At 42.2% G+C, this 14,850-nt stretch carries 16 protein-coding genes; 6 read left to right on the plus strand and 10 right to left on the minus strand.

All coding sequences use genetic code 11. The features are described from left to right. The first annotated feature begins 346 nt into the window (after window positions 1-346). On the plus strand, window positions 347-1,003 hold the full coding sequence (locus ACWATR_RS19865; protein WP_181928358.1) for a sigma-70 family RNA polymerase sigma factor: 657 nt from the start codon (window positions 347-349) through the stop codon (window positions 1,001-1,003). 157 nt (window positions 1,004-1,160) lie between these two features. After that, entirely contained in the window at window positions 1,161-1,775 is a 615-nt protein-coding gene (locus ACWATR_RS19870; RefSeq protein ID WP_460336035.1) for an anti-sigma factor family protein, read from the plus strand. Between the two features lie 16 nt (window positions 1,776-1,791). Here the strand turns inward: ACWATR_RS19870 and ACWATR_RS19875 are convergent, their stop codons facing one another. Further along, window positions 1,792-2,247 (minus strand): gamma-glutamylcyclotransferase family protein, encoded by a 456-nt coding sequence (locus ACWATR_RS19875; protein WP_460336038.1) that lies wholly within the window; start codon window positions 2,245-2,247, stop codon window positions 1,792-1,794. Window positions 2,248-2,403: 156 nt separating this feature from the next. Between ACWATR_RS19875 and leuS the strand changes: the two genes are divergently transcribed. Then, on the plus strand, window positions 2,404-5,025 hold the full coding sequence (leuS, locus tag ACWATR_RS19880; protein WP_460336041.1) for a leucine--tRNA ligase: 2,622 nt from the start codon (window positions 2,404-2,406) through the stop codon (window positions 5,023-5,025). A 144-nt stretch (window positions 5,026-5,169) separates the two neighbouring features. Beyond that, a complete protein-coding gene (locus ACWATR_RS19885; RefSeq protein WP_460336044.1) occupies window positions 5,170-5,568 on the plus strand; it encodes an ankyrin repeat domain-containing protein in 399 nt (132 codons plus the stop codon). A 502-nt stretch (window positions 5,569-6,070) separates the two neighbouring features. Here the strand turns inward: ACWATR_RS19885 and ACWATR_RS19890 are convergent. Continuing rightward, entirely contained in the window at window positions 6,071-6,268 is a 198-nt protein-coding gene (locus tag ACWATR_RS19890) for a hypothetical protein (RefSeq protein ID WP_460336047.1), read from the minus strand. 569 nt (window positions 6,269-6,837) lie between these two features. Here ACWATR_RS19890 and ACWATR_RS19895 point away from each other — a divergent pair. Then, window positions 6,838-7,989: a pyridoxal-phosphate-dependent aminotransferase family protein gene (locus ACWATR_RS19895; RefSeq protein WP_460336050.1), complete on the plus strand. Its 1,152-nt coding sequence runs from the start codon at window positions 6,838-6,840 to the stop codon at window positions 7,987-7,989. Between the two features lie 56 nt (window positions 7,990-8,045). On the opposite strand, the gene ACWATR_RS19900 is transcribed toward ACWATR_RS19895, so the two are convergent. The 7 genes from ACWATR_RS19900 to petM all read right to left on the minus strand — a co-directional run bounded on the left by ACWATR_RS19900 (window position 8,046) and on the right by petM (window position 13,217). Next, entirely contained in the window at window positions 8,046-8,189 is a 144-nt protein-coding gene (locus ACWATR_RS19900; protein WP_460336053.1) for a hypothetical protein, read from the minus strand. A gap of 210 nt (window positions 8,190-8,399) precedes the next feature. Beyond that, window positions 8,400-8,627, minus strand: coding sequence for a DUF2949 domain-containing protein (locus ACWATR_RS19905; RefSeq protein WP_460336056.1), 228 nt, complete (start codon window positions 8,625-8,627; stop codon window positions 8,400-8,402). A gap of 513 nt (window positions 8,628-9,140) precedes the next feature. Continuing rightward, a complete protein-coding gene (locus tag ACWATR_RS19910; RefSeq protein WP_460336059.1) occupies window positions 9,141-9,647 on the minus strand; it encodes a DUF192 domain-containing protein in 507 nt (168 codons plus the stop codon). Window positions 9,648-9,806: 159 nt separating this feature from the next. Further along, window positions 9,807-10,493 carry a response regulator transcription factor NblR gene (nblR, locus tag ACWATR_RS19915; protein ID WP_460336062.1) on the minus strand — a complete coding sequence of 229 codons (687 nt, stop codon included), beginning with the start codon at window positions 10,491-10,493 and terminating at the stop codon, window positions 9,807-9,809. 311 nt (window positions 10,494-10,804) lie between these two features. Further along, a complete protein-coding gene (locus ACWATR_RS19920; protein ID WP_069072153.1) occupies window positions 10,805-11,722 on the minus strand; it encodes an NAD(+) kinase in 918 nt (305 codons plus the stop codon). Window positions 11,723-11,852: 130 nt separating this feature from the next. Then, entirely contained in the window at window positions 11,853-12,851 is a 999-nt protein-coding gene (locus tag ACWATR_RS19925) for an SDR family oxidoreductase (RefSeq protein ID WP_460336066.1), read from the minus strand. 261 nt (window positions 12,852-13,112) lie between these two features. Beyond that, a complete protein-coding gene (petM, locus tag ACWATR_RS19930) occupies window positions 13,113-13,217 on the minus strand; it encodes a cytochrome b6-f complex subunit PetM (RefSeq protein ID WP_069072151.1) in 105 nt (34 codons plus the stop codon). 206 nt (window positions 13,218-13,423) lie between these two features. Here petM and pdxA point away from each other — a divergent pair, with 206 nt between their 5' ends. Then, window positions 13,424-14,503, plus strand: a complete 1,080-nt coding sequence (pdxA, locus tag ACWATR_RS19935) for a 4-hydroxythreonine-4-phosphate dehydrogenase PdxA (protein ID WP_460336070.1) — start codon at window positions 13,424-13,426, stop codon at window positions 14,501-14,503. On the opposite strand, the gene ACWATR_RS19940 is transcribed toward pdxA, so the two are convergent. Further along, window positions 14,398-14,829 (minus strand): protein rep, encoded by a 432-nt coding sequence (locus ACWATR_RS19940; protein WP_460336073.1) that lies wholly within the window; start codon window positions 14,827-14,829, stop codon window positions 14,398-14,400. The two genes, pdxA and ACWATR_RS19940, sit on opposite strands and share 106 nt — an antisense overlap. Window positions 14,830-14,850 lie beyond the last annotated feature (21 nt).

Genomic DNA, 14,850 nt, shown 5'->3' on the forward strand with positions numbered 1-14,850 from the left:
CAACCCAATTTCCAGAAATTATTACCTGAATTTTAAAGGTATCAAGAAGTTAGAATTACAAAATTTTTATCTTCATCCTTATAACCAAATTTAATTATTTTTATCAAGCGTATATACCCAGTTGCGAAAAGTACTAAAATGTGCATATTATAGTAACTTTGCTAGTTGATGGGTGCAAAGGCAACTATGTGAGCAGTATAAGGAAAAAGTGGCTCTCCTTATTGCTATAAATGTATCCAAAATTGTATGCTTCAGTGTTCCAGTAATAAATCCGTCACCTTAGCATGGAACTTATGTCCCATTAGCAGGTCTAATAGATAGGGATGATTTAGAGCCAGTACGATCTATGAGTCAGTCGATTACTGTATCCTGGTCAACGGTTGATGCAAAGTATCCAGAAGCATCAGTGCAAGTTGACAAACTCCCTAACCACGATTTAATTTTGCGCTGTCAAGCGGGACTGCGACCAGATCGTGTTGCGTTTGCAGAACTATTACGCCGCTATCAAAGTCAAGTTGATCGAGTTCTCTACCACTTGGCTCCAGATTGGGCTGACAGAGCCGATTTGGCTCAAGAAGTTTGGATTCGAGTGTATCGGAATATTAACCGATTACAAGAACCTGCTAAATTTCGGGGCTGGTTAAGCCGCATTGCCACCAACTTGTTTTACGACGAGTTACGGAAACGCAAGCGGGTTATGAGTCCTTTGTCGCTTGATGCTCCCCGCTCCTTAGAGGACGGCGAGATGGATTGGGAAATCGCTGGTGATACTCCCGGTCCTGAAGAAGAACTGACAACTAGAGAATTTTACGAGCAATTGCGGGAAGCGATCGCGGATTTACCAGAAGTTTTTCGTACTACCATCGTCCTGAGAGAAATCGAAGGCATGGCTTATGAAGAAATTGCCGAAATCACTGGAGTTTCCTTAGGAACTGTGAAGTCAAGAATAGCCAGAGCTAGATCGAGATTGCAAGCTCACTTGCAGAATTATCTAGACTCCTAATTTACAGTATCTTGCCTCTGTCGAATGGCAGAATTTAAGCATAGATTAAGAATTACCAGAAAGACGTAGATTGCTTCTGCCCTAAGGAGGAAAATTGGCTAATTTTCCCGAATTTCCAGCCCAGTTTACCCGTGTATGAATTGGTAATAATGTTAAGATGACTACTGATTCTCAGTTTTACGACCGTTCACCTTTGCAACTTCCTCAAGATTTGCCAGATGGAATGGCCAAGCATACCAATGAATCAACGGGTCTTATGGATATGGTGAAGCGCGATCGCTTCGAGTTATTGAGTGCTTACCTCGATGGTGAAGTCACAGCTACCGAACGCAAGCAAGTAGAAGAATGGCTGGCAAATGATGCCTCAGTTCAATGCTTGTATGCCCGACTGTTAAAGCTGCGCCAAGGCTTGCGGACGCTCCCAGTGCCAGCAGCCCAACAATCACCAGAAGTAACAGTTCAGCAAGTTTTGACACGTTTGCGCCGCCGCTCTCGTCTGAACTGGATGCTGGGAAGTGCAGCCGTTGCTGCTTGTGTGATCGGCGCAGTATCTAGCTTAGTACCTGGTGCTTCGAGAGTACCACAACTGGCACAACGACCACAAACAGAACCGATACAAACATCGTCAGCGTCTATAGTTCCCCCTTCGCCGCTGATGGTGGGATTAAATAACCCGGTAATTGAAATACCTAAAGCAGCAGTAGCTTCTCCAGAAAATCCGGTTTATCGGGTACAGCCGCAACGCCAGGACTCTAGACAAGACATAAACTAATCACAAAGTTAACAGTTCACAGTTCATGACTGTATTTTGCAGTTAAACCTGAGCCACTCCACCAACCGTCAGGTTGGAGGCAGCCTCTTAATTGCTCAACTCGGTCTAGAGTCATTAAATAAACCCAAGCCCAACCCAGAGAGAGCGACTGTGAATCGTAAACCTCAATCATTTGTCGATTATAGAGGTTTGCTGTTGGTTGTCTAGTTGGCTGGTAACTTTCCAGCACATCTAATTCATTTAAAATCTTTAGGTTGGGAAAAAAAAGTAAGTATCCGTGAACTTGGCTATCTCCTAACGTCATCGCCGGGTATCCCATTGGTAGAGCAAACAATTTACCTTGTGCAAAAGCTAATTTGACATCAACGACTTTACCAGCACAATATCTTTTATAGTTAGCTTCACCTGGTTTGAGCGTGCCATAGACAAAAACCCGCACCAAATCAGAAAATTTTATGTTTGATTCAACCATTTAAACTTTCATTTAAATGACTTTTGCTATACCCGAAAGGCTGTAGTTTGTGCATAATCAGGCTGATGCTTAATTATATAAATCTTTGAGTACTTGACCTACAATATAGGTTAACCTAGCAGGTTAACCTAGACAGACCCAGTAGGAGCATTTTTGGTGGATTCTCGATATAACCCGGCAGCAATTGAGGAAAAATGGCAAAAGACATGGGTAGAACTTGGCTTAGATAAGACACCCACAGCTAGCAACAAGCCAAAATTTTACGCTTTATCCATGTTCCCTTATCCATCGGGCAGCCTACACATGGGTCACGTCCGTAATTATACGATTACCGACGTGATTGCCCGCCTCAAGCGAATGCAAGGGTATAGGGTAATACACCCAATGGGTTGGGATGCCTTTGGCTTGCCAGCAGAAAACGCCGCCATTGACCGTGGTGTACCGCCAGCAAAGTGGACTTATCAGAATATGGCCCTGATGCGGCAACAATTGCAGCGTCTTGGTTTATCCATTGATTGGGAATGTGAACTTGCTACCTGTTCGCCAGATTATTACAAGTGGACGCAGTGGATTTTCTTGCAGTTTTTGCAAGCGGGGTTAGCTTATCAAAAAGAAGCAGCAGTAAACTGGGACCCTATAGATCAAACTGTACTGGCAAACGAGCAAGTTGATAACGAAGGACGTTCCTGGCGCAGTGGGGCAATAGTTGAGCGCAAATTATTACGCCAGTGGTTTTTCAAAATTACCGACTACGCCGAAGAATTGCTCAATGACTTGCATAAATTGACAGGTTGGCCGGAACGCGTCAAGTCGATGCAGGCAAACTGGATTGGTAAATCTACAGGTGCTTACTTAGAATTTCCTATCGTTGGGATAGACGAAAAAATCGGTGTTTACACCACACGCCCAGATACCGTTTATGGTGTCAGTTACTTGGTGTTAGCACCAGAACATCCTTTAACAAAACGTGTCACTACAAAAGAGCAACAAGCGGCGGTAGAAGTCTTTATTAAAGAAGTTTCCAATCAAAGTGAGTTGGAACGTACCGCTGAAGACAAACCTAAGCGGGGTATCCCTACAGGTGGTAAGGCAGTTAACCCATTTACAGGCGAGGAAGTGCCTATTTGGATTGCTGACTATGTACTGTACGAGTATGGTACTGGAGCAGTGATGGGTGTACCAGCACACGATGTTCGGGATTTTAAGTTTGCCAAAAATTACGATTTGCCAATTGATTTTGTCATTGTTTCTCCAGATGATGTTGCAGGTTTTGACTTAACTCCAACATCAGAAAATGATGAAGTCACGCAACTCATCCAAATTGAATATAACCAGGCATACACTGAACCAGGAATTTTAATTAATTCTGGGGCGTTTACTGGTATGGCTTCCACAGAGGCTAAACAAGCAATAATTGAATACGCCGAACAACAAGGTTTTGGTAAAGTGCGGGTGCAATATCGCTTGCGGGATTGGTTGATTTCACGGCAGCGTTACTGGGGCGCACCGATACCTGTAATTCACTGTCCCAACTGTGGGATAGTGCCAGTTCCTGACAAAGATTTGCCAGTAGAGTTGCCGGAAGAGGTGGAATTTACTGGACGTGGTGGTTCACCTTTGACTCAGTTGGAAAGCTGGGTAAATGTGCCTTGTCCGACTTGTGGCACTCCGGCGAAGCGGGAAACTGACACGATGGATACTTTTATTGATTCCTCGTGGTATTTCTTGCGGTTTCCTGACGCTAAGAATGAACAACAAGTTTTCGATTCTAATAAAATAAACGACTGGATGCCAGTTGACCAGTATGTGGGTGGGATTGAACACGCGATTTTACATTTGTTGTATTCGCGGTTCTTTACTAAGGTTCTGCGGGATAGAGGGTTACTGAACTTTGACGAACCCTTCCAACGCCTGTTAACTCAAGGTATGGTACAGGGTTTAACTTACACAAATCCTAACAAGGGTGGTAAAGATAAATGGATTCCTTCTAATCTAGTAAATTCAGCCGACCCCCGTGACCCTCAGACAGGTGAACCGCTGCAACGTCTCTATGCCACCATGTCTAAATCAAAGGGCAATGGTGTAGCACCAGAAGATGTAATTTCCAAATATGGTGTAGATACAGCACGGATGTTCATCTTGTTCAAAGCGCCGCCAGAAAAAGACTTGGAATGGGATGAAGCCGATGTGGAAGGACAATCCCGCTTTTTAAATCGGGTTTGGCGTTTGGTGACAGATTATATTGCGGCTGGGGTATCCCGTAAGAAAGCTCAACTCTCTGATTTAACTAAGGCAGAAAAGGAATTACGGCGGGCAATTCATACGGCTATTCAAGCAGTAACGGAAGATGTGGAAGATGAATATCAATTCAACACAGCGATTTCAGAATTGATGAAGCTAAGTAACGCCTTAACTGATGCTGACGGGAAAAATTCACCAATTTATGCAGAAGGTATTCGGACTTTGGTGGTTTTACTAGCACCATTTGCACCACACATTGCTGATGAATTGTGGCATTTATTGGGTGAAAATAATTCAGTTCACACTCAAACTTGGCCATTATTTGACCCTGCGGCTTTGGTAGCTGATGAAATCACTTTAGTGATTCAAGTTATGGGTAAAACTCGCGGCTCGATTCAAGTACCAGCACAAGCAGATAAAGCAGCGTTGGAAAAATACGCCCGTGAGTCAGAAATTGCCCAGCGTTACATCGAAGGCAAAGAGATTAAAAAGGTAATTGTGGTGCCTGGAAAGTTGGTGAATTTTGTAGTCAGCTAAGTACAGCTTTGCATAAAATCGTGGCGAATTGAGGGTTGAAATTTAAACGCAGATGCGCTTCTCCTTACCGCAGGGTAGTGGGGCAGAAAATTCGCTACGAATTAATGAAATGTAGTTCTAAAAACTACCAGTAGGAAAAAGATCATGTATGAAGACTACATCATACCTGATGGAAATTTTGCCGAAGCGCTGATTCGAGCAATTCGCTTTCATTACTTGGAAGAAGTTCACGCTCTTATTCTTGTTCAAGAAGATATCAATGCAAGAGACAGTAGCGAACTGTATTGGACTCCTTTAATGTATGCAGTTTTTGAAGAATCTCTAGACATGGTTAAATTGCTAGTTAAGGCTGGTGCAGATGTCAATATCAGAGGCTCAAATCCAAATGAATTCCCTTTAAATCTATCTGCCTATGCTTGCAAGAATGCTTTTTCTCATAGTAATGAATTTGCTGGGAATAAAAAGATTTTTGATTACTTGGCTCCACTAACTTCGGCAGAACTGCAAGCAATTGCACAGAGAACACTAAATCGGAGGAATTAGCATGATGAATTCACTGATATGAGAATGTGGTTAAAGCATTTGTCTGAATATCTCTTGCAAGTGCAATGCAGCACAGATATTAAAACAAACTATTTTACCAGCAGTTGACTTCTCTGATATATGTGTATTTAAAAACATCTTTAAATATCGTCCAGAGAGTTGGAATATTTTATTTATACACGAAAAAGCGCTTGAGAGTTTTGCTCACTCAAGCGCTTTCCCGTAAAAGCTTATACCAACTCACTCGTTTGATGCAACATTTGAAATCTGCAACATTCCCTGAGGAGGGAGCATTACGGGGATAACTTGTGACAAACATGTGGTGAAATGGTATCACTCCTTGCACTAACTAAGAATATCTCTTTTGCAAGAAGACCGGGGATCTAGTGAGTGACAGTTTATGAACTGAACACTAGTTAAAAACGACTCACCATGAATAGTAATTAAAAAGACTAGGCACGATTGTAGCAATTTTGTAAGTGTTAGTATAAAAACTTATAAGTTATAATGTAGACGTAGCCCATTGTAGGCATCGCTTCCTACTAAGTTCAACATCATAACGTACAGCAATTAGTAGCATCAATATCTCAACTTCTGTGGCAAATAAATCGCTATTGAGTAAGCCAGAAAAGTCTTGGATATTAGCATAGAAGTAATTTGGACTGAAATAAATCATCACCTCCTTTATAGACGGAGGCATTCTTTAAAGAATGGCAACCCAAGAACAAATTTTCGACCCAAGTACATTGAAAAGTTTGGGTTAGGTATCTTCTATCTCTTAGCAAACGGTAACATCCAAGTCTTCCGCATAGTGTAGGTGGTTACTTCCTTCGTGGAAGCAAAACATTGCTTTTTCACCGACGATTCCCGCGATATTCAAAACGATTTCATGTGTTTTTATCAAAACAGGCGAAGCGAATTATAGGTAAGATTTAAGAATTGATCATATCTGTGTCTCATCTAGATAGACGTTTCAGCCTTAGCTAAAATAGCCTCTCCCCTATGAGCAAACGCCTTAACCTGGCGTCTAGGTGTGTGGTAAAATTGCCTGGAACAAAGGTTTTATCTGAGTTGGAGTCTCTGTATAAATTGGAAAGTTCAAGCTGACCGATCAGTAACTCTCATGATACTTTTCCTATAGATTTGGAAAATATACAACAAGGCTGGTGACAAACTGTGTGTAATTTGTAGATGAATATCTAGGATTTGCTATCAGACTTAACCAAATTTCCACAATTTTGACTTTTATTTGACTTTTAGGATACACACATGAACGATAAGCTGATGCTGATGATTCCAGGCCCAACTCCGGTGCCAGAAGCTGCCTTACTGGCATTAGCCAAGCATCCGATTGGGCACCGTACTAGTGAATTTAGCAACATATTGGCAGAGGTGACGGAAAATCTCAAGTGGTTGCACCAAACTCAAAGTGATGTGCTGACGCTGAATGTCAGTGGTACGGGTGCTGTAGAAGCCGGAATAATTAATTTTCTGTCTCCAGGCGATCGCATTTTAGTTGGCTCTAATGGTAAATTTGGTGAACGCTGGGTAGAAGTTGGTCAAGCCTACGGTTTGAATGTAGAAGAAGTTAAGGTGGAATGGGGAAAACCCTTAGACCCCGTAGTATTTGCTGAAAAACTCCAAGCAGATACCCAAAAGCAAATCAAAGCCGTAATCATTACCCACAGCGAAACCTCGACGGGTGTCTTGAATGACCTAGAAACCATCAACCGCCACGTTAAAGAACACGGTGAAGCTTTAATTATCGTTGATGCGGTGACTAGCTTGGGTGCGTTCAATCTACCCGTGGATGCTTGGGGTTTGGATATAGTCGCCTCCGGTTCCCAAAAAGGTTATATGATTCCGCCGGGATTGGGTTTTGTTTCTGTTAGTCCCAAGGCTTGGGAAGCTTACAAAACTGCGAAGTTGCCAAAATATTATTTGGACTTAGGCAAATATCGTAAAGCCACAGCCAAAAATACAACTCCATTTACTCCGCCTGTAAACTTGATTGTCGCGCTGCACACCACGTTGCGAATCATGAAAGAAGAAGGCTTGGAATCAATATTTGCTCGACATGAACGGCTGAAAAATGCTACCCGCGCCGCTATTCAAGGGTTAAATTTACCCCTGTTTGCAGCAGATAGTTCCGCTAGTCCAGCGATTACGGCTGTAGCACCACAGGGAATTGAACCTGATAAGATTCGGTCAGTGATGAAAAAACGCTTTGATATTGCCCTAGCAGGTGGTCAAGACCATTTGAGCAACAAAATTTTCCGCATTGGTCACTTGGGTTTTGTGAGCGATCGCGATATTCTCAGCTGTATAGCCTCCTTAGAAGTTACCCTCTCAGAACTTGGCTACGAAGACTTTACCCCTGGTTCTGGTGTAGCAGCAGCAGTTAGAGTGTTTACACAATAGTCATTGGTCATTGGTCATTTGTCATTGGTCATTGGTCATTGGTCATTGGTCATTGGTCATTGGTCATTAGTAAAGGACAAATTAAAAGAGCGAGTTGATAATTTAACTCGCTCTTTTAATTTGTATATAAATGAGTAGAAACCGCCAGAGTCAATAGATTCAGATATCAACTTTTGCACAACGTAGAGTTGATGTGACATGGCTCAATCCTCCTAAATCATACCAAGTTGTCCTAGATAGTATTAATTTGCTCCCGGAACAGTAGCACTGCGTCTTTGACACCAAAGAAACTAACTTTGTCAACTTAGTATGATACCAAATTGGTATAAATAGTGTTTGTTTGAGATTCCGTTAACGGTCTTTTGGTAAAGACTTTAAATCCAAAACCCAAAATCCAAAATTGGTATGACCTATGCCGTCTCCAGCCAATCATAAATTTGTTCTAACTGCTCTAAAGTAATTAACCCATACTGCCAAAGAATCATTGCTAAAGGGCCTGGGTCTTGCTCACGGTGTCTAAGCACCACCGCCAGTGAGGCTGTGGAAATCGCCAAATCTTCTTGTAAAAAATGAATCAGTCGAGAATATTTTGATGGTGACATTTGTATCTCACCTCCTTGTGCAGAATGTATTGTCATATATCAGTTCACCATTGCTCGGTAGACAGTAGCCAGTATTTAATCTGTCACTGTGCCGTTATCGGCTATACACCCACCCCAGCACAGCTTTTTTTGATTTGCCTTAGAGAGGCTTCTCATAAAAGGTCTAAGAAATAGAAATTTTACTACAAACCATCTGCTTGAAAGTCGAGCAGTATTTTTGCTTAGTTAAATTAACTCCATCTCGTTGACTTTTGTGCTTTATTTAATCACACGTGTAGTAACGAAGATTCCATAGCCTATACTCTCTTATTGGCGACTATTTACACTTACGCCCAAGGGAATATTTTTGCAACCAAACCTCAAAAGCGCAATTTTAGGTTGGAGACATTAGAATTTTACATCATTACCACAGTTTTCAAATATTAGCGTTACAAGTGACTGTTTTACCACATAAAGTGATTTTTTTTACAAAAAAAACATATATTTCGACCGTGTAGCTTCTCAACAGAGTAATTACCTAAGTCTTTATGGTCGCAAAGCACTGAAGTCTCAAAACTCGATTTTGACAGTATCGCCCACTTTCAACTTCAATTCGGCAGCTCTTCCAGAGCGAAGTTCAATTACCTTATCTATTGGTGTGTTTGGGCCATAGGTAGGACAAGGCTGACTTGCACAAGGAGGTGCAGAAGCTTGAATATATTTAACGACACCGTTCTGTAAAAATACCATATCCAAGGGCACTGGTACATTCTTCATCCAAAAACTTACTGGCTGTGCTGAAGGGAATCCAAACAGCATCCCTCGGTCATCTGGCAAAGCTGGTCGATACATCAAGCCCATCGCTTGCTGTTCTGGGGTCTGCGCCACCTCTAATTTAATTATTGTGCCATTAGGAACAATGGCTTTAGCAGAAATTGGTAGTGTTTGACCTAAATTCTCTGGTGCTGGAGTTTGAGAACTAGAGTTGAGGCTGGGAGGTTTAGCTGTTGTTGGCATAGAACAGCCCATCAGAAAAATACTCAGCAATATCGAGAGCAAACTTAGCCGACGACTCATATAGTTGTTCGATTTTGTAATTTAGATTTCAATTTTACAGAATTTAAGCTGGAAAACCCACGGCTTTTATTTGTCCCGTAATACACCACAGTTTTCAATCTCAATTAGACAAGGGCAAAATCCCCTTATTAAAGATAGGCAAACTTTCACCACAGTATATTAGGATTCTCTTAAAACATACCCTACGCCGCGCACTGTCTGAATGAGGCGCTTTTGACCTTCATCTTCAATTTTTAGGCGCAAGTAGCGGATGTACACTTCAATTACATTCGACTCACCCAGAAAGTCATAACCCCAAACATTTTCTAAAATTTGTTCGCGGGTTAACACCTCACGGGGATGTTCCATTAAGAATTTTAATAGTTCAAATTCCTTCATTGTCAAGTCAATTGCCCGTCCGCTATGTATAGCACGGCGAGTTGCAATGTCTAAAATCAAATCTCCAAAGCGCAATTGCTCCGTGGTATCCACATCGGGTTTTAAGTAGAGGCGAATTAACTTCAAAAAGTCTTCTGAACGGTAAGGCTTGAGGATGTAATCATCCGCTCCAGCTTCTAGACAGGCTACACGATCATCGACTGTATCCCTTGCCATTAAAATCAATACAGGCGATCGCATACCAGTGCTTCTCAGATTTTTACACAATGAGAGTCCTGATTCTCCTGCTAGCATCCGATCTAAGACAATTAAAGCAGGTTGGCGATCGCGACAGTGTTGTAAGCCACTGGTCGCATCATGAGCCAAAATTGATTCATAGCCGGCTTCTTGCAAATCGCAAGCAAGCTGATTTGCTAGGCTCTCATCGGTTTCAATCACCAAAACACAGGGACTTGAAGCAACTGTCATAACAATTTGGGATATTGGATTTGGGATTCGTAAAGATATTCCAGAGAAAATCTTTACATCAGTCATAAAGTGCAATTACGAGTTTTTAGTGACGGAGCAATCCTGATTTGACACGCTGCTAAGAATCTTTTAGCACGTTCAGGTGTCAGCTATCTAATTCTCCGATGCAATCTTAATAACTAACTCCAAATACCATCCCTACACCAGTAATTCTGGAAGGAAATCAGTAAATCGGGTATTGGGCATAGGGAATAGGGCATGGAGAAGAATTAATAACCAATCCCCAATGCCCAATGCCCAATGCCCAAGAACTACGGCAATTCTACCGAAGTTGGTTTAGCGATATGTGGCAGACCCCAACCTAATTTTTCTCGCAAAATTCGGAAAAACTCCGGCGGTTGCAGGCGAATAAATCTGGCACTATATTGCGATCGCTCCATATATACTCGATCTTCTGGTAGGATATAACACCCGCCATTGCCATCTACTACCATCACCAGTCGAGGAATATTGACTGGGTAGATGTTGACCGAATCGGTATCCGGAAATACCAATGCTCTCGAAGCTAGAGAATGGGGACAAATGGGTACCAGCTGTAAAACAGGTACGCCAGGAGTCACCACTGGGCCACCAGCACTCAGCGAGTAAGCTGTAGAACCAGTAGGTGTAGAAACAATCACACCATCCGCCGCAATATCTACTGGCGCATGACGCCCTATGGCAATTTCAAAATGGCACATAGAGGTCAAGGGTTCCCGATGCAATACCATTTCATTTAAGCAGAGAGCTTCCCATAGCACTGAATCTCCCCGAAACACTTTGACGGTGAGCATAGCTCGTTCTTCAATTTCATACTCACCCGCCATCGCCTGTTCTAATGCTTGGGGCAATTGATTCAGGAAAGTTTCTGTCAAAAATCCCATGTGGCCGGTATTCACTGTTAGCAGTGGAATACCACAGGGGGCTACCTGACGAGACGCTGCTAAAACAGTGCCGTCTCCCCCTAACACCACTGCAAACTCCATATCTGAGTCAAAACCAGGGGGTGTCAGACCGTCAATGGGGGTGTGGCATACAGAACTCTCAGGTGTAGAGTAGCCCAGTATTCCACCGATACTCGATGTGATACATACATTCCAACCGGCTGCGGTTAGCTTGTCTTTCAACTCGATAGCGACACGGCCCGCTATCGGTTTAACGTCATTGTAGATAATGCCTGCTTTCGGCACACTCAAATATCCAAGTTTAGGCGATGCTCTGTATTATGTAATCCTTACACATTTTTGGTCATGTAGTCATTAATCTAGAGTCAAATATCCAGAGTCTAGAGTTTTATGACTAATGTCTATTTTGTAATGACTATTGACTATTGGCTTTTGAAGACTGTTTAAAAGGTGTTTTTTTAGGTTTCTGCTTTTTATTTTTATTTTTCTGGTAGTCTACCTCTTTGAGCTTCTTCATTATTCGGCTGAAGTACTCTTGTAGATAGCTTTCTAGGGTTGTGGTTTGTTGTGGATCTAAACCAAAGACTGTATATACTTCATCCATTGAAGCATTTAACTGTTTACCACTAGCTAATACTTCTGTAAACGCTAGCCTGTCAGCGACATTCCATCCCCACTGAAAGAACCGCATTAAGCCCCGCACAGCACGCAACAAGTTTATTGGCATCCGTGTTATTCTGGCATCTTTTCCAGATAAGCGTTCGCACAGGTTGATGATTTCTTCTGCACTCCATGCACGAGTACCGACTACAGGAAAAGCTTGGTTTTCGGTTTCTGGTACACTCAATGCTCGGATTGCAAACTTAGCAATGTCCTGAGTGTCCATATAGGCGATGGGAGAAGAATTACCTGTTACCCAAACTGGCTGTCCTTCTAAAATAGGAATCCCGTATTGGCCAATTAACCCTTGCATAAACCCAGCTAGCCGCAAGATGGTGTAATTCAAGCCTGACTCAGTCAAGAAGAGTTCTGTACACCGCTTAATTTCCATTAACGGCACTTCTGGGTATTTATCAGCATCTAAAATCGAAAAGAAGATAAAACGCTCTACACCCGCTGCTTTTGCTGCTTGAATCAATGCTACTTTGCCGTCCCAATCCACTTGTTTAATACTCAGTGAATCTGTTGGGCGGGATGTTGACGCATCAATAACTTGGGTTACGCCAACTAAAGCTTCTGCTAGGGTATCGGGGTAACGCAAATTTCCGGGTACGAGTTCTGCACCCCATTCTTTGAGAAAAGCTGCTTTTTTACTGCTGCGAACAAGACAGCGTACTTTATATCCCTCATCGATTGCCCGACGAGCCACTTGTCTTCCTAAGGTGCCAGTGGCACCGACGATTAATAATGTCATGAGGGTTGTAATAAATTTTAATGTTTTATGAAAAGAATGTTATCAGAATAACCTATGCAAACAAAAGTTTACATCTTTTCTCAGAAAATCAATTTATTTGGATAAACTCATGGGAAAATAGCTGTCCGGTTAACGGACAAGCTTTTTTCTCATTTTGATGAAAAAGGGAATGGGGAATGGGGAATGGGGAATGGGGAATGGGGAGTGGGGAGTGGGGAGAATAAAATAACTCCTAACTCCTAACTCCTAACTCAGCACTAATTATTCTTCTCCGCCCTGAATTTTCAGTAACAATGCGCCTAGTGCCCAGCCTACGAAGATTAAACTGAAAGACAATAGAGCTGCATTCAAAATTTCGCCGCCCATTGGTGTGATTCTCCTTATGCAAAGTGGTGTGTAAACTAGGTCTAACAGAAGCTCTTGAATTGTTACTCTATAATTAGACCTGTGTAAATAATTTTAAACTAGTTTAGCAAGTAATCCCTACTGGTTTGGGGGGTAATCCCTACTGTGGAGTGGTGGAAATAGGGAAATGTGAGAAAACTTGATGATAATTATTATGAATAAATTTTATGTATCAAAATAATCAAGGTAATTTAATAAATTTTGCTAAAGAGAATCGTCCGCGCTTGGTGTTGACGCTAGGAGATCCTGCGGGAATTGGGCCAGAAGTGATTTTGAAAGCTTTAGCAGATACGGAAATTAGTAAAAAATATGACGTTACAGTGGTGGGTAACGGGGATTTGCTGGTACAGACTTATCGCAAACTGAATTTAACAGAGAATTTAGTAGTTTTGGCAAATCCAGATGAGTTGTCAATCAGCGATGTGCAGTTGGATGGGGAAATAAAAGGTGAAATTATCTCAGGAATAGGTAATGCGGCCAGTGGTGCGGCTAGTTTTGCCTATATGGAATATGCGATCGCACAAACACTCGCTGGTAAATTTGATGGTATTGTCACGGGGCCGATCGCTAAATCTGCTTGGAAAGCCGCAGGGTATAATTATCCAGGGCAAACGGAACTTTTGGCGCAAAAATCAGGTGTTGACCGCTTTGGGATGTTATTTGTGGCGCGATCGCCCCATACTGGTTGGATACTCCGCACTTTATTAGCCACCACACATATTCCCTTACGTCAAGTAGCCGATACATTGACACCACAATTGCTGACACAAAAACTAGATTTACTGGTGGAGTGTTTAGAGAAAGATTTTGGGATAGAAAATGGGAGAATTGCGATCGCAGGTTTAAATCCCCATAGTGGCGAACAGGGACAATTGGGACATGAAGAACAGGATTGGTTAATTCCCTGGTTGGAGCAAGAGCGGCAAAATCGTCCACAATTGCAACTAGATGGGCCAATACCGCCAGATACGATGTGGGTTAAACCTGGTCAAGCTTGGTATGGAAATTCTTTAGGACAAAATCCTGCTGATGGCTACTTGGCACTTTACCACGACCAAGGCTTAATTCCTGTGAAGCTGATGGCGTTTGATCGGGCAGTTAATACTTCCATTGGCCTTCCTTTCGTTCGGACTTCACCGGATCATGGAACAGCGTTTGATATTGCGGGTAAAGGAATTGCTGATGCTACAAGTATGAAAGCAGCCATACATTTAGCGGCTGAGTTGGTTAGCCAAAGGCAAAGATGATGCTTAAAAGAATCAATTAACCTATTTATTTTTATAACCCGAAGATATTTTTTAATTTTGTACTTTTGTAACTTGTGCTTCCACCTGAAAAACAAACTTGCTTTATCAAACTCATTTGTCTCTTCACTTTCATCAATCAGGTCTTGGTTTTTCTCCTTTAATTCGCGCATATACTGCCTGAGTATACCCCCAACAGCGATCGCTCTAGTTTTATGTAGTTGACGGGTTAACTCTAAAAACCATTCTCTATCACCCACCAAATCTGACTCTTTCACCTGATAATTAGGAATTTCTGGAAAGTTAGCATCTGAGGCTTGAGCAGACACGAAATTACCAAATAAGTTTGT

Source organism: Nostoc sp. UIC 10890 (genome assembly GCF_054786515.1).